Source organism: Niallia sp. FSL M8-0099, assembly GCF_038006945.1.
Classification (GTDB): domain Bacteria; phylum Bacillota; class Bacilli; order Bacillales; family Cytobacillaceae; genus Niallia; species Niallia circulans.
Genome location: NZ_JBBOWF010000002.1, coordinates 532,003 through 557,946 on the forward strand (window position 1 = coordinate 532,003; position 25,944 = coordinate 557,946).

Sequence of the window (25,944 nt, forward strand, 5' to 3'; positions counted from 1 at the left end):
TACAATAAGCTTTCAATCTATTCATTCCTCGAAATAAAGGAATTTAATCTTTTTGCTAATATAAATCTATTATATTCTACTAATATGGTAATAGAAAGACTATGTGGAAGAAATATCTATCTTTTTATCAGTATTTCTAATTATATACTAGTTTTTTCATACTAAAAAAGCTAACAACTTATTACAGTCGTTAGCTCGTATTCATTAGTGTTTAGTTTTTTGCCATGGAAGCTTTCACCTTAGCAACAACATTTTCCACCGTAAATCCATACTCTTGGAAAAGTTTATCTGCCGGAGCTGAAGCACCAAAATGATCAATTGTGATATGTTCCCCTTTTGCACCGATATATTCTCTCCAGCCAAGAGAGGCCCCAGCCTCGATAGCAACACGTGCTTGAACGCTTTTCGGCAGTATTCTTTCTTTATATTTAGGAGATTGCTTTTCAAAAAGATCCCAGCTTGGCATACTTACCACATTTACAGAAATTCCTTCATCTGCTAAAGCTGCTTGTGCCTTGATTGCAAGAGAAACTTCTGATCCTGTTGCTAAAATTAATGCCTGCGCTTCCTCTGAAGCCCGGGAAAGAATGTATGCACCTTTTTTTACCCCTTCGTATGCTTCTTCTTTCGTTATGTCGAGAGTCGGCAGGTTCTGACGTGTCAATACTAGCGCTGTTGGTGTATCTGTACTTTCTAATGCCAGCTGCCATGCAGCAGCTGTTTCTTTGGCATCTGCTGGACGAATAATCGATAATCCTGGCATTGCCCGTAGGGAAGCTAATTGTTCAATTGGCTCATGGGTCGGCCCATCTTCTCCGACAGCAATACTATCATGTGTGAATACATATGTTACTGGTAGTTTCATTAATGCTGCTAGACGCATAGCTGGACGTAAATAATCAGAGAAAACGAAGAATGTTGCGCCAAATACTTTTACTCCGCCATGCAGTGCTAATCCATTTAATGCTGCACCCATTGCAAATTCACGTACACCAAACCAAATATTTCTACCAGCATATCCATCGATGGCAAAGTTCTTTTCAGCATTCATTAACGTCTTATTGGATCCTGCTAAATCAGCTGAGCCACCAAATAAAAATGGAAGTTCTTTTGCTGCTGCTTGAATTGCTTTCCCTGAAGATTCTCTTGTTGCCATCGATTCCCCTACAGTAAATTCAGGTAGCTTTGCTTGCAAATCAGCTGGTAACTTCCCTTTGATTGCGGATTCTAATTGGCCAGCTAATTCTGGATAGGCTGCTTTATATTTTTCATAACGTTCATTCCATGCTTTCTCTTTTTCTGCGCCTGCTTGCGCTAATGCCGCAAAATGATCCGATACTTCTGCTGGAACGTAGAATGCTTCTTCATATGCCCACCCATACGTTTGTTTTGCTAATTGTGTTTCTGAAGCTCCAAGTGGTGCACCATGTGATGCAGATTTTCCACCTTTATTTGGAGAACCGTATCCAATTATGGTTTTCACCTCGATGAGAGTAGGAATCTCTGATTGTTTCGCCTTTGTAATAGCCTTATGAATTTCTTCTATATTATTTCCATCTTCCACACGGATAACTTCCCATCCATATGCTTCAAAACGCTTTTGAACACTTTCAGAGAAAGAAAGATGCAAATCACCATCTAACGAGATATCATTGGAATCATATAATACTACTAATCTACCTAATTTTAAATGACCTGCAAGCGATGCTGCTTCTGCAGATACGCCTTCCATTAAATCGCCATCACCGCAGATGCTGTACGTATAGTGATCCACTACTGGATAATTTTCTTTATTATAAGTTTCTGCCAAGTGTCTTTCTGCCATTGCCATTCCTACTGCCATCGCAATTCCTTGTCCTAATGGGCCAGTAGTTGCTTCCACACCTGGAGTATGGCCGAACTCTGGATGACCTGGCGTTTTACTTCCCCATTGACGGAAATTTTTCAAATCATCAATGGTTACATCATATTGAAATAAATGTAATAAGCTATAAAGAAGCATGGAACCATGTCCTGCTGATAAAACAAACCGGTCACGATTAAACCAATTAGGATTAGCTGGATTATGATTCATTTCCTTTGCCCATAGTGTATATGCCATTGGTGCTGCCCCCATTGGCATACCTGGATGACCAGAATTTGATTTTTCAATGGCATCAATGGATAATGTTCGAATTGTATTTACTGCTAGTTTTTCTACGTTTGCAACAACTGTATTAGTCATACTATCATTCCTTCGTATTTTTTATTTAAATAAAGAACTCCCTCTTTTTTCACTGCTATTTCTCCTGTCGGATTATCATTTTTTATCCATAATAATATGGTTTCCGCTATTTCATTTGCTAATATTCGATCAATTGTTGTTGGATTGGTTCCCATGCATAGAGCTTCATCAATTTCCGTGTATTTCCAATCCACATTTAAAGAGCGAATCAGCTTCTTCTCTACACTTGCTTTATTTAAATGACTGTATACTAGTACTGAAGAAGTTTGAAGAGAATTAAAACTATTATCGATTTTATTACATAAAAGCTCTACTTCTTCTAATTCAAACGTATTTACTAAAAAATGGCCATCTACCGCCATGGAAATATCTTGGAGCATATGATTCGAAGGGTATCCATTTATAGCAATGCCAAACAATCTTGGTTTTTCGTATTTCAGAGAATGAATGGTATCTTTTACCTTCAGAACCATTTGTGTAATACTGTTAATAGCGGTGTCATAGCCTAAAGACCAATCTGAACCTTTGATATTGTTATAAATAGAAACGGGAACGTATAAGGAATGAATCGTTTTGCTCATTGCAAATGTCTGCGCCCACCGTTTTTTTGCCTGTGCATCGCCAATAAAAATTATACTATCCATCGGGGAACAGATTTCTTCCCATCTAATATTGTCTAATAATGGAGTTGGCTTCAATACATAATCACTTAAATAGGGAGAATCATTATTAACAATAAATTCAAGATAGTCCGCTTTCCCTGTTTCTTTATTCACTTCAATCCCAAATAATTGGTGAGTTGGAGTCAATTCATTAAATATTTTATAAATAATCTGCTTTACTCCCCCAGGCAGTACTCCTGCAATCATGATACCTACCTTCAAATTGGATGCCTCCTGTTTCCCCTTATTTAGTCTTATAGATTTCTATTTGTTAGCTGTTTTACATCCTTTTATCTTTATACTCTTTATCTATCAACATAGATATTTTTCTAATTCCCCAATAGCTCCGACTCTTCTTTCATGTCTTCCTCCTAAAAACTTCGCCTGAAGCCATGTTTCTACAATTAGCAAGGCCAACCCTTCTCCTGTCACTCTCTCTCCTAAACATAGAACATTACTATTATTATGTTCCCTAGTAGCTTGCGCGGAAAAAACATCTCCAACTACAGCTGCTCGAATTCCTTTTATTTTATTTGCCGCAATACTCATTCCAATGCCAGTTCCACAACAAAGAATTCCTAAATCATTTTGACCTCTAACAATCGATTCTCCCACTTGTTTGGCGTAGTCTGGAAAATCTACACTTTCTCGACTGTGACAACCAAAATCTTCTACTTCAACTTCTTGTTCTAATAAATATTTCTTCACTGCTTCCTTTAGCAAAAATCCACCATGATCACATGCAATGGCTAACTTCATGCTCTTCATCCTCTCTATTAGTCAACTCTATTAATCGGGAAAAAACGTATTATTTCCTTCCAGGAAGAACCAAATAATAGAATCTATCATGAAACAATCAACTCTCATGCCCATTACATTTTGTTAGTTCCTTTTTGGCATGTTCATTTTATCACATAAACCCTAGTTATCTGTATACGTTTTCATCTTCAATATTGTTATTTCTTTTGTGCCATCTAGTGATGAAAGATAATTAATAATAAAGTAAATAGATAAAAATACCCCGCTTTATGATGTAAGTGGAGTATTCTTATCTGACAGCTGCTTAAGATTCAATTAAAACTTTTATCTCATCACCAGCCATTACTTTTTCAAAACCAGTGCGCCATTCAGCGAGTGATACGATCTTTGTAATCATTTTATCTGTATCGATTTTTCCATCCTCTAGTAATTTCAGGGCAATATCCCAAGAACTAGGTTTTTGAGAACGACAGCCGATATAGTTAATTTCGCGTTGAATAATGGACTCTTGATCGATTTCATTTGCTTTCTTTGCAAATAATCCTACTTGAACGAATGTTCCTTTTTTCTTTGTTAGTGCAAGACCTTGGTTTACAGCTGGAACCGCTCCCGAACAATCGAATACTTTATCCGCACCATAGCCATCCGTATATTGGTAAACCATTTCGTTCAAATCTTCTTGTAAAAGATCCACGACAACATCTATTCCTAATTCCTTTGCAAGATCTAATCGCTTTCTATCTTTTGTAATGCCAGCCAATATAACGAAGGCGCCTTGTGCTTTTACTACTTGACTTAATAACAATCCAATGGGACCAGGACCAAATACTAAAACAGTATCGTTTTCTGCAATCATTGTTTTTTCTAACGCAGCATGAACACAACAAGCTAATGGTTCTGTTAAAGCAGCTGCTTCTAAACTAACCTTTTCGTTTAATACATGTATGCTCTCTTCCCTAGCAATCACATATTCTGCCATACTACCATTTACTTGTGTACCAAGACCTGTTCTATTTGGACAAAGATTATAGTCCTTTTCTTGACAATAGATACATTCTCCGCAAGTTGTAAAGGTCGTTTCACTTGTTACTCGATCTCCGACTTTTACTCTTGTAACATCTTTGCCGACCTCCACTACTACACCAGAAAACTCATGTCCTAATACTACTGGAGTATTTTTACTATTGTATTCTCCTTTAAAGGTGTGAATATCTGATCCACAAATCCCTGTGTATGCAACTTTTATTTTTACTTTATCGTCATATGCAGATGGCTCATCGATTTCGATTAGCTCCATTTCATCATAACCAGATTTTAATTTTGTTACAGCTTTCATTTAATTCTCACTCCCATTTGGTAAAATTAACACTTTTCCATAGTTCTCCTCACGATTAATAATTAGATTAAAAGCCGCTTGAGTATCTTCTAAAGAAAATCTATGAGAAATTAAATCTTTTAACTTAATTTGTCCCTTTTGTAAAAATGAAATGCTTTTTGTCCATTCTTCACCAGGGAAAGGAGCTGAATAGGAATTCCAAAATCCCTTTAAGGTTAACTCTCTTCTAAAAATATTTTCGAATGCTTTCTGTGATAAAGTTACATCAGAATATGCAATGCCTAAATATCCGATCTTTCCCTTCTTACGTGTAATCAATAAACATTGTTCTTGTGTAATTTTTGAACCTGCACATTCTAAAGCTATATCTACACCAAGGCCATTGGTATATTCTTCGATTTTTTGATATAAGTCTTCTTTTTTTGCATTAATAGTTTTTTCACAGCCAAATGCTCTTGCTTCTGCTAACTTTTCATCGGAAATATCAATAGCTATTATTTCTTTAACCCCGGCTATTTTTAACCACTGAATAACGAGCATACCAATTGTTCCTGCACCAAAAACTGCTACTACATCACCTAAATGCGGCTTAATATTTAATACTCCATGTAAAGCAACTGCCAGTGGTTCAATCATTGCTGCCTCTTCAAAATCCATTTCGCCAATTGATAAAATATTCTTAGCAGGAACATTACAATACTCTGCAAATCCTCCATAAGATTTTGATCCTATCATTCCATGATTTTCACACAATGAAAATTGTCCCTTTAGACAATATTCACATTCGTTACAAGGTATAAAAGGAATGACAACAACTCTTTCACCAACTTTCACATTTGTAACCTTAGATCCAATTTCAGTAACAATTCCTGAAAATTCATGTCCCATTATTGCTGGTAATGGATATTTCCAAACACTTGTCATTTTATGTGTATCAGATCCGCAGATACCAGCAGCCATTACTTTGACCTTAACTTCTGTGGCATTACAAGATTCTAACTCTATATCTTCATAAATTATTTTGTTTTCAGCGTGGAGAACTGCTGCTTTCATCGTTTAAACCTCCATTCATTATTTTCATTTCAAAATAAAAGCAGACGCACCAGCCTAATTGCTTAAATCATCTGCTTTTATTCATTAAGTTCTAATTATTTTCCAAACAAAAAGGCAACCGCTTCAGAGAATTTTAATATTAACCAGTTAAATAAGTTACCTCCTAGATCTAAACTAGAAATTTGGGTAGCACCCTCAGGTAAAGTAAATTGTGCACCAGAAATCATCTGAGTATGAACCTCCGCAAAATTAGTAGCCATATATAGTGATAACGCTACCATTACTATTCCAGCTAAAACAGAGTGAATGATATTTCCTTTACGAGATCCTACAACAAACGCAATATAAAATGGAATTGTCGCTAAATCACCAAATGGCAGCACTTTATTACCTGGTAAGATTACAGCTAAAAACAATGTAATTGGAACTAAAATAAGTGCAGTTGCCATCACTGATGGATGTCCTACAGATACTGCAGCATCCAATCCTATATAAATCTCTCTATCACCATATCTCTTTTGCAAAAACGACCTTGCTGACTCTGAAATAGGTATTAAACCTTCCATTAAGATCTTAACCATACGCGGCATCAATAACATTACTGCTCCCATTGAAATACCTGTTTGTAATATTTTTCCGATATCATAACCAGCAAGTAATCCAATAAGTGCACCAAGGATTATTCCCATCATCATTGGTTCACCAAAAATTCCAAAACGCTTTTGAATGGTTTCAGGGTCTGCATTTAATTTATTTATTCCGGGAATTTTTGCGATAGCCCAGCCTACTAATATACCAATTGGTCCGAAAGCCGCTGTAGAACCAGTTGGTAATGAAATTCCATCAAGCCCATAAAATTTTTGAACCATAGGAGCCGTTTTATCAGCAACAAACAGAACTGCATATTGATAAATAATTGCACATAAAATTGCAAACCACCAACTATCTGTTACAATATAGCCAGTTGCACCAGCTGCAATAAAGTGCCAGTAGTTCCAAATATCAATATCCAAAGTTTTTGTCATCTTTGTTAATAAGAAAAAGATGTTTGCAAATAAACAAATCGGAATTAAAATTGCTGCAACAGGTGATGCCCAAGATAGAGCTGCTGCTGAAGGCCACCCTGTATCAATAACTGTTAGATTTAATCCAAAACGCTCAACCATCTGCTGTGCAGCTGGTCCAAGAGTACTAACAAGCAAATCAATAACTAAGTTAATCCCTACAAATCCAATCCCAATAGTTATTCCCGCTTTTAATGCCTTTTTAAAGCCTGTCTTAAATGCAAGACCCAATAGAATGATAGCAATAGGTAAAATTACAGTTGGTCCAAGATTTAGTACATACTGAACGCCATCTAATAGCTTTTGCATATTTTTCCCTCTTTTCTTTTGTTATATATTAGAATTAATTACTGTTTGTTGTTATATAACAACAAACAGTAATTTCACCCAAATTCCCTTAACTTCTTTTCATTATTGCAAGTGATCAAGTATTTTTTTATCTAAACTTTCCATTCCAATTCCAGTGATATAAGCCGTAGCTATAATTGCTGGTATCTGATAAGTTGTAGGAAGAATAGTAGTTGAAACGATAATATCTGCCTCACTTTGTTTTGAAGCTACTTCTGCTATTTTACATTGAATAACTTCTGCATTAATATTGTTATCCTTCACCAAATTCTCCACTCGATTACAAACTACAGTTGAAGTTGCGATACCTGCTCCACATGCTACTAAAATTTTATATTTTTTCATTTTTAAAATCCCCTTCCATTCTTTTAACTTATTAATTGGCTTGTATTTAGATTGTTTTGTTTGTTTTTTCAAAATAACTTAGAATCTCTTTATCTAGTTTTTCTATACCTAACCCACTAATATAAGCAGTAGCACTGATTGCTGGGACTTTATATTTTGTCGGCAAGATAGTAGTTGATATAATTAAAAACGCATCATCTTGTAAAGATGCCACTTCTGCTATTTTACATTGAACAAGCTCTACCTTTAGATTTTCTCGTCTAAATAATTCTTCTAAATGATCTAAAACAACTGTTGATGTAGCAATCCCTGCACCACATGCCACAAGTACTATTGGCTTGTTCAATCTACTCACCACCTTTCATAAAATTTTAATGCTTTCAAATAATGCTGTTATATCAGATTTATCCTTTGCATGAATAAGCTTTTCAAGATGCTCTTCTACTTGGATGACTTGCATTAATTCCTGAAGAACTTCAATTTGGCTATGTGGCTGATTTAAGCCAAGCATTAATACAGCTTGCACCTCCGTTGTTTTTGTATTATCTTCCATTAAATGAAAGGATACTGGTTTTTCTAAAACAGAAACGGCGATAAATTGCTCCACTACATGTTCCGGATCTGTATGAGGGATAGCGATACTATAATTATTGACACTGAGCCCTGTTGGGAAGATCGATTCTCTCTCCTTAATTTTCGGTAGAAATGTTTCTTTTACAAACCCCTGCTTGTATGCCTTTTCGAACATTGCGTTGAAAAGCTCATCTTGATTTTCTACCTTTAATCCGACGTTTATTAAGCTTTCTTTAATAAATGAAGCAACTGCCATTTTAAACTCCTCCACTTTCACTTAACTTTAAGAATATTTTTTAATGATTTCATATATTTGATTGGAATCATTACTGTTTTTTAAATTGCTGATATCTTCTTCATTTTTCGATAAACTCATCAGCTGTCTTAATGCATAAAGATGTTTATGCTTATCTGTAGATGCCAGTACCACGATAAAATGCACGCAAATATTATCATTAAATGGGATACCTTCTTCTATTTTTAATAAGCTCATGCCAACTTTATTTACACCATCTTCTGGACCTGCATGAGGAATGGCTATCACGTTTCTTAGTAAGATATGCTGGACCATTGTAGGATACTGTTTCACCATTTCTGCAATATAATTTTCTGTGATGCTGCCATTATTCAACAGCTTTTCTGCTGCAAGTTGGATTCCTTGCTGCCAACCTTCTATTCTTTTCACCACGGTAATCATGTCTGGTGCTAAGAGAGAGGAAAGGGATAAATCTGTCTTCGCTATTGATTCTTGTGAATCAATAGTTGTTATAATAGAGAAATGTTCTTGTAAGGTACTGCGCAAAGACTCTTTATCTTTTATTGAAGCATATTTCTCAATTTTCCCCATTAACTGTTCAATGTTGATCACACTAGTATTTAAGTCAAATATTTCTCTTAATACTCGTTGTCTAAGCTGAACTTTTTCAAAATCTGTTAATATGCGATTAATGACAAATTGCTTTGTATCCGTTTGTAAAGGTACTGGTGAAAAAATAATATCCACTTGGTAATTAAGTTGTTGAAATTCCCGAATAGATAAAGCTTGATAAAAGTAAAATTCAGGGAATAACTCACGTAATGTGCTTTCCATTAGGCGTGATATAGATACACCATTTGGACAAACAACTACCGCTTTCTTCTTCTTCTGGATTGTTTCTCCTGAGCTGATTAAATGGCCGCCAATGAAGATGGTGATGAACATTAATTCGCTTTCTGGTATGGGACAGCCGATATATTCTTCTACAGGAGAAATCGAATCCTTTACAATAAAATGAATCGTTTCAAATTCTTCGCTTACTTTTTCCATCATCGTGTAATTCGTCGTTAAATTATATTTCATTCGATAATAAGCAGGCTTCATATGAAGAACCAATCTTTCAAGTAATGCCGCTTTATCTTTGAAGGTTATACACGCTTTATATTCAAAAGTATGAAGAAAGTGTTCCAAGGTCCTCGTCAGCTCTGGTATTTGATGATCAGCTAAAAACTGGGCTGATAATATCTTGGATGTAAGCAGCTGCAAGGTTAAAAACAGATGCTCTTCTTTCGGAATAGATTTCATGTCTTTAATTAAGATTTCTGCAGCTATAAATTCTTTCGTATCAGACAAGGCTCGATAATCAATATGGTAAAAATCTTGAATTACTTTCCCTTGTTGAATACGCTTTAGTATGACTGCTAAAATATATGGCAAAAGATTAATTCGTTCATCAATAAACTGAAGGTGTAAACTGCTTTCGACTTCTGCAAGTCTTTCTTTTATCGTTGTCAGATTGTCTTTTGATATATCAATAAACTTTTGAATATAAACTTCGCCATTATAAATCGATAAGATATTTTCCAATACTTCCACTAATAATTTTCGGACATCCCATTCCTTTCCTTTTAATTCATATCCTTTCATTCTTGAATAACTAACCTCAAGTTCGTATGGCTCAATCATTTGCTGAACATTTTTCATATCACGAAGGACCGTATTTTTACTTACACCTAATGCGGTAGTAAAATGCAGTAGGGAAAGCTCTTCACTGCTACTAATAATATATAATAGAATAAATTGAGCTCTTTCCGTTTCAGATGGAATATAATGTTTATCTACTTGTTCGTCTGTCTTTTCAGCAAATAATTCCATAATGACTGGGCTAATAATGAATTTTCCGCCATTTGTTCTTTTGATAGCTGGATAATTATTCGATTCAAGCCAATCATTAATCTTCTGAAAACTGTAACTAACTTGCCTTCTAGATAACTGAAATTTTTTCTCTAGCTTTATGTTAGAAGTATCCGGATTGCTCAATACTTCCTTTAATAAGATATTACTTCTTTCGTCAAGATACATTATCTATCACCTCTTAACTTGATTTCATTGTAGCATGTAAAAATAAGATATTGTATCCGTTTTCATTTCCATTACTAGTTTGTGAATTGTGTCACTAAGTGATTAACTTGCACAAATCCCAATCTATTCTCCTTCTTTCCTAAAGACAAACTTGTTGCCAAGATTAATCTGATTATGTATGTACAGCATAAAGCATATTTCTTTATTGTGACTGTATTTAACTACTTTTGCTACTTAAACTAATGATAAAGTTGACACCGATTCCTAAGACAAAATTTAACTATTCTATTTTTTCTTTGGTGCCTACTTCTTTTTCTTTGTACAAATAAGGACCACCCGTGAGATGATCTGAACCCAAAAAGTTAGACACGGGATTTAGGCAGCTACTAGGGCATGAGTTCGATATTGCACCGGACTCATGCCTTTTAATTTTGTCTTAATCCGTTTGTGGTTATAGTAGTGAATGTAATTCTCTAATTCTTCTTTAAAATGCTCCATACTCTCAAATTCTTTTAAATAGAGTAATTCAGACTTTAATAAGCCAAAGAAATTCTCCATGACTGCGTTATCTAAACAATTCCCCTTACGTGACATACTTTGAGTAATCTCATGTTTCTTTAAAGCATGTTGGTACTTCTTCATTTGATACTGCCAACCTTGATCCGAATGGAGGATAGGGGTGTCACCCTCTTTCAAATGCTCAAAAGCTTTGTCCAGCATTTTCGAAACAAGTAGATAAACAGGACGCTTTTCTATGTTATAAGCGATGATTTCTCCGTTGAATAAATCTAGAACGGGGGACAAATATAGCTTCTCCCCGTGTAGATGGAATTCTGTTACATCCGTTACCCACTTTTCGTTTGGTTTCGATGCTTTAAAGTCACGTTCCAAAATATTTGGGGCTATTTTCCCTACTTGCCCACGGTAGGAACGATATTTTTTCATACGCACAAGACACTTTAATCCCATCTCATTCATAAGACGGCGGACTGTTTTATGATTTATTTTGATGCCTCGGTTATGTAATTCTAATGTGATCCGACGATATCCATATCGTCCCTGATGTTCATCAAAAATCTCCTGAATTAACTCTTTAACTTCCTTATATTTATCTGGGCGATCCATTTGTTTTACCCAATAGTAATACGTACTACGCGCAATACCAGCGACCTTTACTAGATCAATCACTTTAAATTCTTGCCTTAATTCATAAATTATTTGCGCTTTGTCCTGTTCTGTAGTTTTTCCTTTTCTTGAATTAAGGCATGTAACTTTTTTAAGTAAGCATTCTCCATCCGTAAACGTTCATTTTCAGCTCGTAATGCTTCTTCAGACCCTTCTACTGGTTGAGGTTTATTCGTTTCCTTTTTCATTGGTGGGCGCCCCTTTTGTGTTGGTTTCAGGGCGTCAATTCCATGTAATTCAAAACCTTTTTGCCATTTTAGAATGGTACTATGTGTTGCAATGTTAAATATTGCAGCAGTTTCCCTTATAGACGTCCCTGTCTCTCTCATATAATTCAGTACGTCTAGTTTAAACTGTGTTGTATAAGATGTATAGGGTTTTATTAAAGCATCGGCACCATGATATTCATATTGTTTTATCCAATTTAATAAGACTGTATGATGTACCCCTATGGATTTCGCAATAAATTTTACCCCCTCCGTTCCCTGTAGATAACGAATAACTGCTTCTATTTTTTCCTCTATATTAAATTTAGACATATAAAAACTGCACCTCCAACTGTTAGTTTGTGTCTAACAATTGGGGTGCAGTTCAAGAACGGGTGGTTTTCTCTGCGGCTGAAAGCCTTTATTACTGACCAAACCCTAAAGGGCTACTGAAAGGTTCGCCAATTGTACTACTTCTACTGGCCAGACCTCAAAGGCCTTCTCTCCTAATTTTTTCGTTTCTTTTTCTTCACTTCTTCCCCTGTAAATGGATCAATATATTCCATCATTGTTAATTGTTCTGCGACTATATCATCTTGTATTTGATTACGGATATATTCTTCAATTACCTTCTTGTTTCTTCCTACCGTATCTACATAATATCCTGTACACCAAAATTTTCGATTTCCATACTTATATTTCAATTGTGCATGTCGATCAAATATCATCAAGCTACTTTTCCCTTTTAGATAGCCTACGAATGCTGATACACTTAATTTTGGCGGAATACTCACTAACATATGTACGTGATCCTTACACGCTGTTGCTTCTATTATCTCCACGCCTTTCCTCTCACATAAGGTACGTAAGATTTGCCCAATATCTTTCTTTATTTTCCCGTAAATTATTTGTCTTCTATATTTTGGTGCAAATACTATGTGATACTTACAATTCCAAGTTGTGTGTGCTAAACTATTATTGTCTTTTGACATAAGGACTTCCTCCTGGCTATTTATTTTCGGTTGGCGAACCAAAAAATATTTTAGCACCAAGAGGAAGTTTTTTTAATACCGCGCTGTAAGCTTTTTGGAACCCTAGGCATAGCCCAGGGTTTTCTTTTCTATAAAAAAGAAGCTAATAACCATCTCACATGGTTATTAGCTTCTGCCCTTTTCACCTAGAACTTTCGGATATTATTTTGCTTTTGCGATAGATGATTTTACTTTTGCTACAACATTCTCAACAGTAAATCCATACTCTTGGAATAGTTTATCTGCTGGAGCAGATGCCCCGAAATGATCAATTGTAATGTGCTCTCCTTTAGAACCGATGTATTCTCTCCAGCCTAGAGATGCACCAGCCTCAATTGCAACACGTGCTTGAACACTTTCTGGCAATACACTTTCTTTATATTCAGGAGATTGTTTTTCAAAACGATCCCAGCTTGGCATACTTACTACATTTACAGAAATTCCTTCTTCTGCTAAAGCTGCTTGTGCCTTGATTGCAAGAGATACTTCGGAACCAGATGCTAAGATTAAGGCCTGTGCAGCTTCTTTACCAGCTGCAACTGTATAAGCACCTTTTTTCACACCTTCATATGCTTCTGCTTTTGTTAAATCTAATGTTGGTAAGTTTTGACGAGTCAACACTAGTGCTGTTGGAGTATCTGTGCTTTCAATTGCCAGTTGCCATGCAGCAGCTGTTTCTTTGGCATCTGCTGGACGAATGATAGAAAGCCCTGGCATTGCACGTAAGGAAGCAAGTTGTTCAACAGGTTCATGTGTTGGACCATCTTCCCCAACTGCAATACTATCATGTGTAAATACATATGTTACTGGTAATTTCATTAATGCTGCTAAGCGGATTGCTGGGCGTAAATAATCAGAGAACACGAAGAATGTTGCGCCAAATACTTTTACTCCACCGTGCAGTGCTAATCCGTTTAATGCCGCACCCATTGCAAATTCACGTACACCAAACCAGATATTTCTGCCGGCATATCCATCGATGGCAAAGTTTTTCTCACTAGTCATTAATGTTTTGTTCGAACCAGCAAGGTCTGCAGAACCACCGAAGAAAGCAGGAACCGCACTAGCAATTGCTTGAATTGTTTTACCAGAAGAATCTCTTGTCGCCATAGAATCTCCAGCATTAAATTCAGGTAATTTTTCTTGTAAATCAGCAGGTAGTTCTCCTTTAATAGCTGTTTCTAATTGAGTAGCTAATTCTGGATATGCTGCTTTATAATTTTCATAAAGCTCATTCCAAGCTTTCTCTTTTTCTGCACCTTCTTGTGCTAATGCCGCATAATGCTCCGATACTTCTGCTGGAACGTGGAATGCTTCTTCATATGCCCAACCATATGTTTGTTTTGCTAATTGTGTTTCAGAAGCTCCAAGTGGTGCACCATGTGATGCAGATTTTCCGCCTTTATTCGGAGAACCATAGCCAATAACTGTTTTCACTTCAATTAATGTCGGTACATCTGATTTTTTCGCTTGAGCAATTGCCGCTTGAATTTCAGCTAAGTCATTGCCATCTTCTACACGAATAACTTCCCATCCATATGCTTCAAAGCGCTTTTGAACACTTTCAGAGAAAGAGAGATTTAAATCACCATCTAAAGAAATATCATTGGAATCATATAATACTACTAGTCTTCCTAATTTTAAATGACCTGCAAGAGACGCTGCTTCTGCAGATACGCCTTCCATTAAATCACCATCACCGCAAATGCTGTACGTATAATGGTCAACAACTGGATAATTTTCTTTATTATAGGTTTCTGCAAGATGTCTTTCTGCCATTGCCATCCCAACAGCCATCGCAATACCTTGTCCTAATGGACCAGTAGTAGCTTCCACACCTGGTGTGTGTCCAAATTCTGGATGTCCTGGAGTTTTGCTTCCCCATTGACGGAAGTTCTTTAAGTCATCTACAGTAACACCGTAATTGAAAAGGTGCAGCAAGCTATATAGAAGCATAGAACCATGTCCAGCTGATAAAACGAAACGGTCACGGTTGAACCAGTTAGGATTAGCAGGATTATGATTCATTTCCTTAGCCCATAATGTATAAGCCATTGGCGCTGCCCCCATTGGCATTCCTGGGTGACCAGAATTAGATTTTTCAATTGCATCAATGGATAAAGTACGGATTGTGTTAATAGCTAATTGTTCGATATCTGTTTTTACTTGATTACTCATTTTCCTCATCCTTTTTTGATTTATTTAATGCTAACCCTAAATTAGTAAAAGAATTTATTCATTTTGGCTTAGCGTTTATTTAAATTGAATTCCATCCTTTTGAACGGTGAGTTCACCTGTTAAACAATTATTTTTTATCCATCGCAAGATTTCATCCGCAAGTTCATTTGCAAGGATTCGATCGATGGCTGTTGGGTTTACTCCCATACATAGTGCTTCGTCAATTTCTGTATATTTCCAATCTACCTCTAGCTTACTAATAACTGAATTTTCAATTACCTCTTGTAAAGCTTGGCTATATATTAGAACATTAGAAGTTTTAGTATATGTATAGCTTTTCTTTATCGCATCACATAAAGTGGTAATTTCTTCTTCCTCGTAATCTACTGCTAAATAGTTACCATCCACCGCAAGAGAGATATCCTGCAGCATATTAGTCGATGGGTTCCCCTCTATTGAAAAACCAAATAATCTTGGCTTATCATATTTAAGAGAATGAATGGTATCTTGCACCTTTAACACATTCTGAGTAATACTGTTAAGTGCGGTATCATATCCTAGAGTCCAATCATTTCCTTTAATATTATTGTAAATGGAAACTGGGACAAATAATGTACGCAGCGCTTCTTTATCGGCTATAGAAGTCTGCCATATTTCTTTTGCCTGCGCATCTCCCAATACAACAGTCATATCCATCGGAGCAAGTGTTTGTTCCCATTGATTATTTACTGGTGCAGCGCTTACCTTTAAGATAGTATGGCTTAAGTATGGTGAATCACTCACTTCTTTTATCTCCGTATAATTGACTTCACCGGACCCTCTATCTATTTCCATTCCAAATAGTTGATGCTTAGAAGATAACTCCTCATATAATCGATGAAGAATTTGCTTTACTCCCGAAGGCAAACAACCTAAGACAATTACACCAACCTTCAACACCTTACCCCCTAACCTTTACAAGCTATAAGTAACTAATAATATACAGAAAAAAAGTACATACTTTTTGAAGAAAAAGGACTAATTTTCCCTTTTCTTCTCCATGATATATTTTTCCAAAACCATTATAGCATACAACTTCCCAAGAATAAACCATACATATTTAGTATAACCTATTAATAGTACGTACAAGTTATAATATGTTTCATTTAACAAATTCGAGGTTAATTTGTCCTACTATTAACGATAATATGATTCTAATTCTTTAATTCCACTGATACGCTTTTCATGTCTGCCGCCTAGAAATTCTGCATTTAACCAGGTATCTACTATTAGACACGCTAATCCTTCCCCAGTCACTCTTTCTCCTAAACAAAGGATATTACTATCATTATGCTCTCTTGTTGCCTTTGCTGAGAAGACATCACCAACAACCGCTGCACGAATTCCAGTGATTTTATTGGCAGCAATACTCATGCCTATTCCTGTTCCACAGCATAAAATACCTAGTTGGTTTTCACCATTCACAATTGATTCACCAACACTTTTTGCATAATCCGGAAAATCCACACTTTCTCTACTATAGCAACCAAAATCTTCTACTTCCATCCCCGCATTATGAAGATGGGCTTTTACTGCTTCTTTTAACTGATATCCACCATGATCACTGGCTATTGCAATTTTCATAAACTCATCCTTTCTAGATAAGATGGTTCTATTTCAGATGTATTCTAACATAAAAACTACTATTTGTATTCGGTTGCATGTGAAAACTTTATTAATTTTCAGCCACAAACTAATGGGAATAAGATCTATACCTAAACAATTCCCAGATCATATAGAAATTTGTGTGATAACATACTTTAGTCAACCCAATGTATTTAGTAATATTTAAAAACAAACAAAGAACGATGAATTTTAAAATTCTCTCGTTCTTTGTTTGGATGTTTTCTTGTGAACTAAATATATTAGTTTACAAGAAAGCATTACAGTTATTTATTCATAGGATAGCTGAACTAGGAATGTCTTGTTCTTTTACGAATAAAATAAAACCAGATTAATTGGACTATAAGGATAAATACAAATGGAACAGCCAAAATTATAAATGTAATAATTCTGATTTCAGGAGTTTGCACAGCCCCCGATCCATCTATTTGCCTTGTTGCGATGATAATCGATAGTATTGAAAAAACGACTACCCAAAAAACATTTGCAATCCACCAGAGTTTCACCTTTTTTCTCCTTCCTCCATTACTATTTTCTGCACAAATTGTATTACGGTAATTCGAGAGAAAGGTTACATTTTTTTTAGATTCCCACCATGATTTTAAAATATAAGTAATTGATATAATGACTTATTAGCTGTTATTATACTAATTTGGTTGCGAATTTATTTGTATGAATAAGACGAACAATCTCTAATTTAGTGGTGAAACCAATTCATTCCATTACACTACAGACACTCCGTTTTTAAAGATTATTTGTTTTTCAGCAAACTAAAATTACTAGGAAAAAACAGAGCAGCCTGAATACACGTAGACTCCTATGGGAGCTGCGAGAAAGTCCATGACCCCGCAGGAACGTAGTGACGACGAGGAGGCTTGGCGCTCGCCCCATGGAAAGCGAAGTGTATTCAGGCTGCGGGTGATTACCTCAAACCTTCTTTCCTAAATTTAATTAACCCCCGAACAATTATACGAATATTTTTTAGTGTGTACGTATAATTGTTCGGGGCTATATTTGATTGAAATACTTATGGCCCACCCTTTTGTACTACTTCTATTTGTTTCTTTTCAGAAATGGGATTAACGCTCCATTAAAAATCGAAATTATCTGGATCAGGACCAACTCGTTGATCCAAATTTAAGGCATCAATTTGTTCCATTTCGTCTTTTGATAATGTGAAATCAAAAACATTTCCATTTTCGATAATACGGTGCTCTTTAACGGATTTAGGAATCGTAATAATACCATTTTGCAAGTCCCAACGAATAATTACTTGTGCAACAGATTTCTGATGTCTTGCAGCTATTTCCACTAATTCCGGCTGATCGAATAATTGTCCTTGCATTAACGGAGACCATGCTTCCACTTGTATACCTTTCTCTTGGCAATAAGCTATTAACTCTTTTTGTGTAAGCCTTGGATGCAATTCGATTTGATTAATCATTGGTTTCACTTCCGCATCTTTCATCAAGTCTTCTAAATGATGGATTTGAAAATTACTTACTCCAATTGCTTTAACCCTGCCTTGTTTATATAGTGTTTCTAACGCTCTCCATGCGTCTTTATATTTTCCTTCTTTTGGCCAGTGAATAAGATATAAATCTAAATAATCGAGTCCGAGCTTTTCTAAACTTACTTCATATGCCTTTATTGTTTCTTCATATCCTAAATCGTCTGTCCATACTTTTGAAGTAATAAATAAATCATCTCTTGTAATGCCTGCTTCTTTCATGCCTTTCTTTATTCCTTCGCCTACCCCTGCTTCATTAGCATAAATAGCCGCTGTATCAATACTACGGTAGCCATTCTTAATTGCAGAGCTTACAGCATCCACAAGCACTTGCCCTTCCTCCACTTTAAATACACCTAATCCTAGCCAAGGCATTTTGATTCCGTTTGTTAGTTGAACTGTATCTTGTAAGTTTTTCATCGTGAAATAACTCCTTTTTTCAATGAATTTTTTTCTAAAATTAAGCTGAAACCAGTTAGGAGAATAGCGGCAATAACCATGATTCCGCCTACCCACGAAGTATGGATAAGCCCTAGTGAATTGGTCACTATCCCTCCCAAGTAAGAACCGATTGCTATTCCTGCGTTAAAAGCTGCAATATTTACAGCAGAGGCTACATCTACTGCACTTGGTACATAACGTTCTGCGAGCATTACTACATAAACTTGCAGCCCCGGAACATTCATAAATGCTAATAAGCCCATAAAAAGAATACTTATTAAGCCAATTACCTTAAATGGAAGGGTAAAGGACAAAACAAATAGGATAATAGCTTGGATAATAAACATAAAAAATAATGCCCGAAGCGGGTTTTTGTTTGATAACTTGCCGCCAATCATATTACCAATGGCAATTGCTACACCATACAATAGTAAAATTCCTGCTACTGTATTTTGCTGAAAGCCTGTTACTTCATGCAGTAATGGAGAAAGATACGTGAAAACCACAAATGTTCCTCCATAGCCTAATGCTGTAATTAAAAAAAGCATTAGTAGTCGTAGGTTTGTAACTAACTGCAACTGATCTTTAAAGGTTGCACGGCCACCTTTCGATAAGTTATTTGGCACAAGCAAACTATTGGCGATAAACGCAATGATTCCAATAATAACAATGGTGATAAATGCTAATCTCCAGCCAAAGTGCTGACCGATAAATGTCCCAAAGGGAACACCTGTTACAGTGGCAACCGTTAATCCGGAGAACATGATAGAGATAGCACTTGCTCTTTTTTCTTTCGCTACTAGATCTGCTGCAATCGTGGAACCAATCGACATAAATATACCGTGAGCAAAAGCTGATACAATACGTGCAATCAGTAAAATAGTGATATTGGGAGCAAATGCAGCCATACTATTACCAATAATAAAAACAATCATGATCCCCAATAATAAAGATTTTCGTGAAATATTAGAGGTAATAGCTGTCAAAACAGGTGCTCCAAATGTAACGCCTAGTGCATAAATAGAAACAGTTAATCCTGCTGTTGTAATCCCTACCCGAAAGTCATCGGCAATCAAAGGTAATAATCCAACGCTTATGAATTCAGTAGTACCAATAGCAAAAGCACTAACAGCCAAGGCTATTAACGCAAATGTATTCATATTTTGCTTCAACTTCCTTTTCCTCCTCTTACATATATCGCTAACCACTAGTGGTATTTTTTGTAGTTTTGCATTTTAACCGGCTAGTGTTATTATGAATCATATAAGATAAATAGAAAAGTACGTACTTTTTTGTAATGTAGGAACCTAAAGGTAATATAGGTACAAAAAAGTTCCTATAAAAAATGGAGGATATTATGGAAAATAAAAAATACAATATATCAGTTGAAGCCACTTTGGAAGTAATCGGCGGTAAATGGAAGTGTGTAATTTTGTGCCACTTAACACATGGCAAAAAAAGAACAAGTGAATTAAAACGCTTAATGCCAAATATTACGCAAAAAATGCTTACACAGCAATTAAGGGAATTGGAAGAAGACGGTGTTATCAATCGTATAATCTATCAACAAATACCACCAAAAGTAGAATATGAATTAAGTGACTATGGAAAAAGTTTAGAGCCCATTTTAAATGCTCTTTGTGAATGGGGAGATACTCATATCACAAAAATATACGGAGATAAGAACTTAATGCTGGAAGATAGTGTGTTAAATAAATAAAACATTATTGAGACTGTGGACAAAACAAAATATAAAATGAGTAAAAATGAACATCCTCTAACTTAGTAGGAAAACCATTTTTTCCATTGCGCTGCAACCACTCTATGCGCCGGAGAGCAAGTTTTAGAACGCTGTATTCTTTAGGTGAAGAAGACAGGCTATTTCTTTATTATTTTGGTCAGCATGAGGGGGTTTTGCACTTTTTCTTCTGGGAGCGGGCACAGCTAATGTTCCTCTGTTACTTTTTTGCTCTGCTCCTCTTCCTTTTTGGCACAGAGCACGTTCCTCTGTTACTTCTTCCTTTTATCTATGTAAAATACTTACTTCTTTCAAATTTTCTTCTTTCCTCTTTATTATGAACCTACTTTTTCATCATGCACAATGCAGTGATAAAGAAGTTCAAGCGCAGCCCCATGGAAAGCGAAGCATATTCAGCCTGCGGGTGATTTCCACAACTCTTCTTTCTTTAAATTAAATAACCCGAACAATTATCCGAAAAACCTAATAGTATCTTAAGGATAATTGCTCGGGTTTATCTGGTTGAATTCTTTGTGCCCTACGTTTTATTAATGAACTAAATAGCGGATAGCTGTTTGTAATTGAATATCGTTTTCGTCCTTTTGTTTTTCTATCCTAACTGCTTCCTCCATCTTTGCAGCTGTTTTTCCATCTATCACACCAGTAACCTCCAGTGCATTTTTGCTTTGAAATGCTCTTACAGCTACTTCTGTTTGCGGACTATAATAGCCATCTTGCCTATCTGTTGTGAATCCTAAGCTTGTTAAAATTTCTTGTGCATATTGGACCTGTTCATCATTATCCTCAGGCTTAAGTGAATCTACAATCTGCAATGGGTGGGTATGATATAAGTCCGTTTGCTCGACTTCGATAGTGGGCTTTATTCCTTGTCTATGAATCCAATTTCCATCAGGAGTAAGCCATTTAGAAACCGTTAGTTTGATTTCACTGCCATCATCCATTAATATAGGCTGTTGGACGGTTCCTTTTCCAAATGAATTTTCGCCAATTAGCGGATATCCAGCTCCCTCTTTTAAGGCAGCAGCTAAAATTTCGGACGCCGATGCACTTCCATTATCAATCAATACTACAACTGGATATTCCTTTTGTTTCTTCAAATCAGAATAAAACTGTTCACGATCTCCATTTCGATTCTCTACTTGCACATAAGGTTTTTTATTTGTTAAAAATTGTTCTACAATCGCATTTACACTTGTTAGCAAGCCACCAGGATTACCACGTACATCTAAAATTAGACTTGAAATACCATTTTTCTCTAATTTGCTTAATTCCTTTTCAAACTCACTTGCTGTATCTTTAGAAAATGATGTAATTTCTATATAACCAATCTTTTCTCCACCGTCTTTTATGATATTAGAATAAACCGTGATTTGAGGCACTTCATCGCGGACAATTTCCAATTTTAATGGTTTATCGACTGTTGCTCGCTTTATTTCTAATTCTACCTTTGATCCTTTTTCCCCTCTGATTTGGCTGATAACGTCATTAAGATCTTTTCCTTCTACGTTTTCTCCATTTACTGAAATTATTTGATCTTGAGGTTTAATACCTGCTTTTTCTGCTGGAGACCCTTTTATTGGTGACACAATGATCATTTTATCTTCTTCTATACTAATTTCTGCACCAATTCCTTCAAAAGAAGAATCAAGAGCTTGTTCAAATTGCTTTGCGGCTTCTTGATCCATGTAAACAGAGTATGGATCCTCCAATGTAGCCAGCATCCCTCTTATTGCACCATCTTCTAACTTTTGCTTGTCTACATTTTCCACATAGTTTTGCAAGATTATTTGATAGGCTTTATCCAATTTATCAAGCGAACCAGCCTCCATTGATTGATTATTTAATTGTTCCTCCTGTCTTTTTTCCAACACGTTTATTCCTATATATGTCATTCCTGATCCTGCTAATAAGGAGCCTGCCATATAAATAGCCAACCACTTCCGATTCATTGCAATCGTCCCTTCTTCTGCCACGATGTATTTATCCTTTTTTTATGTATATGAAGGGCTCGGACAACTTATGATTGAAACTATTTTTCAAACTGGACACGTACCTATAAAGAAAGCATGCATAGTATATAAAGAATTATGAGGAGGGGAACCAATGTTTTTTCACATCAAAGAGCTGGCCTATGAAGCAAAACCTGAGAGGCCGGATCCCGTTTTCGCTAAAAATTTACAGGAACTAATCGGTGGACAATTTGGAGAAATGTCGGTCATGAATCAATATTTATTCCAAGCTTGGGGAACAAGAAAAAATGATAAATATCGTGATTTATTATTAGATACTGGAACAGAAGAAATTGGCCATATTGAATTACTATCAACCATGGTAGCAAGGTTATTAGATGATGCCCCCGTTACCGAGCTTGAAACAGCAGCTGCAAGTAATCCCGCAATGGCGGCTATTATTGGTGGAACTAATCCACAGCATGCGATCGTTTCAGGACTTGCCGCAATGCCAAAGGATAGCGTAGGTGTACCTTGGAATGGAGGATATGTGGCTGCAAGCGGAAATCTACTCGCTGATATGCGCGCAAATTTAAATGCAGAATCGCAAGGCAGGCTCCAAGCAGTCCGGTTGTTTGAGCAGACCGATGATCGAGGCATTAAAGATATGTTATCGTATTTAATTGCACGGGACACGATGCATCAAAACCAATGGCTTGCCGCTATTTACGAATTAGAGCAACAAGAAGGCGTAGTTGTACCAAACACTTTCCCTAGAAAATTAGAAAAGACAGAAGTATCTTATCTCTTTCTTAATCATTCAATGGGAGATGAAAGCAGTAAGGGGAGATGGGCATCGGGACCAAGCATGGATGGTATGGGAACATTCCAATATGTCCGAGATGTACCACCATTTGGCTCTGCACCTAAATTAAAGCCTGCTCCTCCAGCTGAACATAATACTCCTCCTAATCTTAAATAGGGGTCAATTTCATTCAAATAAAAACGGAGCGAGTGGTAAGTATACTAGCTCCGTTTTTTCTTTGGAAATGAGTCCCCTCTCGGAAATTCTCTCTTTATAACCCTTTCACATGCAATACTCTCATTGCATTAATAACGGCAAGAACAGTAACACCTACATCAGAGAAAACTGCTTCCCACATCGTTGCAATCCCAAATGCGCCTAGTAGTAAAAAGATTGCTTTAACTCCTAAAGCAAATATTATGTTCTGCCACACGATTCGGCGGGTCCGTTTTGCAACAGACAGTGCTGTTGCTATTTTAGAAGGCTCATCTGTCATAAGGACGATATCTGCTGCCTCTATTGCTGCATCAGCACCTAAACCTCCCATTGCCATTCCCACATCTGCTCTTGCCAGAACAGGTGTATCATTTATGCCGTCTCCAATAAAGAGAATTTTTTCCTTTGCTTGCTTATGTTGATCAAGCTTTTCGATTTCTTCTACTTTGTGCTGTGGCAATAATTCTGCATGAACTTCATCTATTTTTAAAAGAGCCCCAATCTTAGAGCCAACCTTTTGAGCATCACCAGTTAACATCACCGTTTTCTTAATTCCTTGTTCTTTTAGTAGTTGGATGGCTTTCTCTGCATCCTCTTTTATCTGATCAGAAATAACAATAGAACCGATGAATTCTTGATTTGCTGCCACATAAATAACTGTTCCGACTTCTTCGTTTGGTAAATAGCTGATATTTTCTTTTATCATCAGTTTTTGATTACCTGCTAACACTTTTTTTCCATCTAGCTCTACCATAATTCCATGACCCGATAATTCTTGATATTCTCCTATGCGTTCCTCCATGATCTGTCCCTGATATGCTTTGCGAATGGATTCAGCAATTGGATGATTAGAATGCACTTCTGCATATGCTGCATATTCCAGCACTTCTTTTTCTGCAAATCTAGGTGCTGGGTGAATGGAATCTACTTCAAATACTCCTTTTGTTAAAGTACCAGTTTTATCAAAAACAACATACTTCACATCATTTAAAGCTTCTAAATAATTGCTTCCTTTTACTAAAATTCCTTTTTTAGATGCTGCGCCAATTCCACCAAAGAATCCTAATGGAATAGAAACAACAAGCGCACAAGGACAAGAGATAACAAGAAAGACAAGGGCCCGATACAGCCAGTCTGAGAAAGTAGCACCACTTATTAAGAGTGGTGGTACGATAGCTAATAATGCAGCTGTTATTACTACTACTGGTGTATAATATCTTGCAAATTTAGTAATAAAATTTTCAGTAGGAGCTTTGCGGTTACTGGCATTTTGAACAAGCTCCAGTATTTTCGTAACAGTTGATTCTCCAAAGTCCTTTGTTACTTCGATTGTTAATACACCCTGATTATTAATATAACCACTAAGCACCTCATTGCCGATTTCTATATCTCGCGGAATGGACTCTCCTGTTAAAGCGGATGTATCGACAGAAGAGCTTCCTTCTATCACTCGCCCATCAAGCGGAATTTTCTCTCCAGGCTTTACGATAATAATATCTCCGATGTTCACTTGCTCTGGAGATAGCTTCTTCAGTTCAGAGCCAACTTTTACATTGGCATAGTCTGGTCGTATATCCATTAAGCTAGTAATCGATTTTCTAGAACGATTGACAGCTATCCCCTGAAATAACTCGCCTATTTGATAAAAAAGCATAACAGCTACTCCTTCAGGATATTCCTGAATAGCAAAAGCTCCTAATGTAGCGATAGACATAAGAAAATGCTCATCAAATACTTGCCCACGTAAAATATTTTTTATCGCTCTAAATAAAATGTCTCCTCCAACAATTAAATAGGCCAAAAAGAAAAGAGCAAATTCCGATATTCCGTTTAAAGGAGCAAAAAATCCAATTGCTGCAACAATCGTTCCAGCTGCTAATCTTCCAATTAATCTCTTTGTATTCTCTGTACCATGGTCATGGTCATGCTCATGACCATGAGCGTGATCGTGATCGTGGTGAAGCGGATGATCAGGAGATGGAGAAGTAGCTTTTTTCCTCTTTTCTACCATCTTTACATGTGGCTCTAGTCTTGTGATTGTTTTTTCTGCTTTTGCTAAAATACTCTTTTCTTCTATTTCATCGACCTGTAAATGTAATGTTTGTGTAGCAAAGTTAACCGTGCATTCTCTGACTCCATTAATGGATGCTATTCCATTTTCTATTTTCATTGCACAATTTGCACAGTCCAAGCCTTCTAATATAAATTCTTTTTTCCGCAGCTGCTTCTCTTCCTCCATTCCTTTCCCTTCTTTCCTTTAATTTTGATCTATTATATACAATTACTTCTACTTTTAATAT

The 25,944-nt window shown here is 36.2% G+C and carries 22 protein-coding genes; 2 read left to right on the forward strand and 20 right to left on the reverse strand.

Going from position 1 to position 25,944, the window contains the following annotated elements:
- Window positions 1-211 precede the first annotated feature (211 nt).
- From tkt (NSQ92_RS17505) to NSQ92_RS17590, 18 genes are all read right to left on the reverse strand, one after another.
- A complete protein-coding gene (tkt, locus tag NSQ92_RS17505; RefSeq protein WP_341152990.1) occupies window positions 212-2,224 on the reverse strand; it encodes a transketolase in 2,013 nt (670 codons plus the stop codon).
- The gene (locus NSQ92_RS17510; protein WP_341152991.1) at window positions 2,221-3,108 is read right to left on the reverse strand and encodes a 6-phosphofructokinase; all 888 of its coding nucleotides are present in this window, start codon (window positions 3,106-3,108) and stop codon (window positions 2,221-2,223) included. Before NSQ92_RS17510 ends, tkt (NSQ92_RS17505) begins: the two co-directional genes overlap by 4 nt.
- Window positions 3,109-3,198: 90 nt before the next feature.
- Complete coding sequence (gene rpiB, locus NSQ92_RS17515; protein ID WP_082138413.1) at window positions 3,199-3,645, reverse strand: ribose 5-phosphate isomerase B; 447 nt, start codon at window positions 3,643-3,645, stop codon at window positions 3,199-3,201.
- A 304-nt stretch (window positions 3,646-3,949) separates the two neighbouring features.
- Complete coding sequence (locus NSQ92_RS17520) at window positions 3,950-4,981, reverse strand: zinc-binding dehydrogenase (RefSeq protein WP_047943926.1); 1,032 nt, start codon at window positions 4,979-4,981, stop codon at window positions 3,950-3,952.
- Window positions 4,982-6,034, reverse strand: coding sequence for a galactitol-1-phosphate 5-dehydrogenase (locus NSQ92_RS17525; protein WP_047943925.1), 1,053 nt, complete (start codon window positions 6,032-6,034; stop codon window positions 4,982-4,984).
- 95 nt (window positions 6,035-6,129) lie between these two features.
- Window positions 6,130-7,407 carry a PTS galactitol transporter subunit IIC gene (locus NSQ92_RS17530; protein WP_047943924.1) on the reverse strand — a complete coding sequence of 426 codons (1,278 nt, stop codon included), beginning with the start codon at window positions 7,405-7,407 and terminating at the stop codon, window positions 6,130-6,132.
- Between the two features lie 102 nt (window positions 7,408-7,509).
- Window positions 7,510-7,791 (reverse strand): PTS sugar transporter subunit IIB, encoded by a 282-nt coding sequence (locus NSQ92_RS17535; protein WP_047943943.1) that lies wholly within the window; start codon window positions 7,789-7,791, stop codon window positions 7,510-7,512.
- A 46-nt stretch (window positions 7,792-7,837) separates the two neighbouring features.
- A complete protein-coding gene (locus NSQ92_RS17540) occupies window positions 7,838-8,137 on the reverse strand; it encodes a PTS sugar transporter subunit IIB (RefSeq protein ID WP_047943923.1) in 300 nt (99 codons plus the stop codon).
- Window positions 8,138-8,152: 15 nt separating this feature from the next.
- The gene (locus tag NSQ92_RS17545; RefSeq protein WP_047943922.1) at window positions 8,153-8,620 is read right to left on the reverse strand and encodes a PTS sugar transporter subunit IIA; all 468 of its coding nucleotides are present in this window, start codon (window positions 8,618-8,620) and stop codon (window positions 8,153-8,155) included.
- Window positions 8,621-8,647: 27 nt separating this feature from the next.
- Window positions 8,648-10,702, reverse strand: coding sequence for a BglG family transcription antiterminator (locus tag NSQ92_RS17550; RefSeq protein ID WP_341152992.1), 2,055 nt, complete (start codon window positions 10,700-10,702; stop codon window positions 8,648-8,650).
- A gap of 375 nt (window positions 10,703-11,077) precedes the next feature.
- Window positions 11,078-12,426 (reverse strand): IS3 family transposase gene (locus NSQ92_RS17555; RefSeq protein WP_341152345.1). Its coding sequence is split into 2 segments (ribosomal slippage): window positions 11,078-11,970 and window positions 11,970-12,426, totalling 1,350 coding nucleotides; the frame shifts between segments, so codons are not numbered across the junction.
- 173 nt (window positions 12,427-12,599) lie between these two features.
- The gene (tnpA, locus tag NSQ92_RS17560) at window positions 12,600-13,085 is read right to left on the reverse strand and encodes an IS200/IS605 family transposase (protein ID WP_047944525.1); all 486 of its coding nucleotides are present in this window, start codon (window positions 13,083-13,085) and stop codon (window positions 12,600-12,602) included.
- Between the two features lie 201 nt (window positions 13,086-13,286).
- On the reverse strand, window positions 13,287-15,302 hold the full coding sequence (gene tkt, locus NSQ92_RS17565; protein ID WP_061800415.1) for a transketolase: 2,016 nt from the start codon (window positions 15,300-15,302) through the stop codon (window positions 13,287-13,289).
- A gap of 75 nt (window positions 15,303-15,377) precedes the next feature.
- Window positions 15,378-16,241: a 6-phosphofructokinase gene (locus NSQ92_RS17570; RefSeq protein WP_235844536.1), complete on the reverse strand. Its 864-nt coding sequence runs from the start codon at window positions 16,239-16,241 to the stop codon at window positions 15,378-15,380.
- 237 nt (window positions 16,242-16,478) lie between these two features.
- Window positions 16,479-16,925 (reverse strand): ribose 5-phosphate isomerase B, encoded by a 447-nt coding sequence (rpiB, locus tag NSQ92_RS17575; protein WP_341132951.1) that lies wholly within the window; start codon window positions 16,923-16,925, stop codon window positions 16,479-16,481.
- A 329-nt stretch (window positions 16,926-17,254) separates the two neighbouring features.
- Window positions 17,255-17,470, reverse strand: a complete 216-nt coding sequence (locus NSQ92_RS17580; RefSeq protein ID WP_053215769.1) for a DUF3923 family protein — start codon at window positions 17,468-17,470, stop codon at window positions 17,255-17,257.
- Between the two features lie 584 nt (window positions 17,471-18,054).
- Window positions 18,055-18,894 (reverse strand): aldo/keto reductase, encoded by an 840-nt coding sequence (locus NSQ92_RS17585; RefSeq protein WP_047943916.1) that lies wholly within the window; start codon window positions 18,892-18,894, stop codon window positions 18,055-18,057.
- Window positions 18,891-20,075 (reverse strand): MFS transporter, encoded by a 1,185-nt coding sequence (locus NSQ92_RS17590; protein WP_095258565.1) that lies wholly within the window; start codon window positions 20,073-20,075, stop codon window positions 18,891-18,893. Before NSQ92_RS17590 ends, NSQ92_RS17585 begins: the two co-directional genes overlap by 4 nt.
- A 197-nt stretch (window positions 20,076-20,272) precedes the next feature.
- On the opposite strand from NSQ92_RS17590, the gene NSQ92_RS17595 reads away from it, so the two are divergent.
- Window positions 20,273-20,635: a winged helix-turn-helix transcriptional regulator gene (locus NSQ92_RS17595; protein ID WP_047943915.1), complete on the forward strand. Its 363-nt coding sequence runs from the start codon at window positions 20,273-20,275 to the stop codon at window positions 20,633-20,635.
- Window positions 20,636-21,201: 566 nt separating this feature from the next.
- Here NSQ92_RS17595 and NSQ92_RS17600 read toward each other — a convergent pair.
- Window positions 21,202-22,623, reverse strand: a complete 1,422-nt coding sequence (locus tag NSQ92_RS17600) for a S41 family peptidase (protein WP_047943941.1) — start codon at window positions 22,621-22,623, stop codon at window positions 21,202-21,204.
- A 154-nt stretch (window positions 22,624-22,777) separates the two neighbouring features.
- Here NSQ92_RS17600 and NSQ92_RS17605 point away from each other — a divergent pair, with 154 nt between their 5' ends.
- Window positions 22,778-23,605 (forward strand): manganese catalase family protein, encoded by an 828-nt coding sequence (locus NSQ92_RS17605; protein ID WP_095258525.1) that lies wholly within the window; start codon window positions 22,778-22,780, stop codon window positions 23,603-23,605.
- 94 nt (window positions 23,606-23,699) lie between these two features.
- On the opposite strand, the gene NSQ92_RS17610 is transcribed toward NSQ92_RS17605, so the two are convergent.
- Window positions 23,700-25,883 carry a heavy metal translocating P-type ATPase gene (locus tag NSQ92_RS17610; RefSeq protein ID WP_047943914.1) on the reverse strand — a complete coding sequence of 728 codons (2,184 nt, stop codon included), beginning with the start codon at window positions 25,881-25,883 and terminating at the stop codon, window positions 23,700-23,702.
- Window positions 25,884-25,944: the final 61 nt, after the last annotated feature.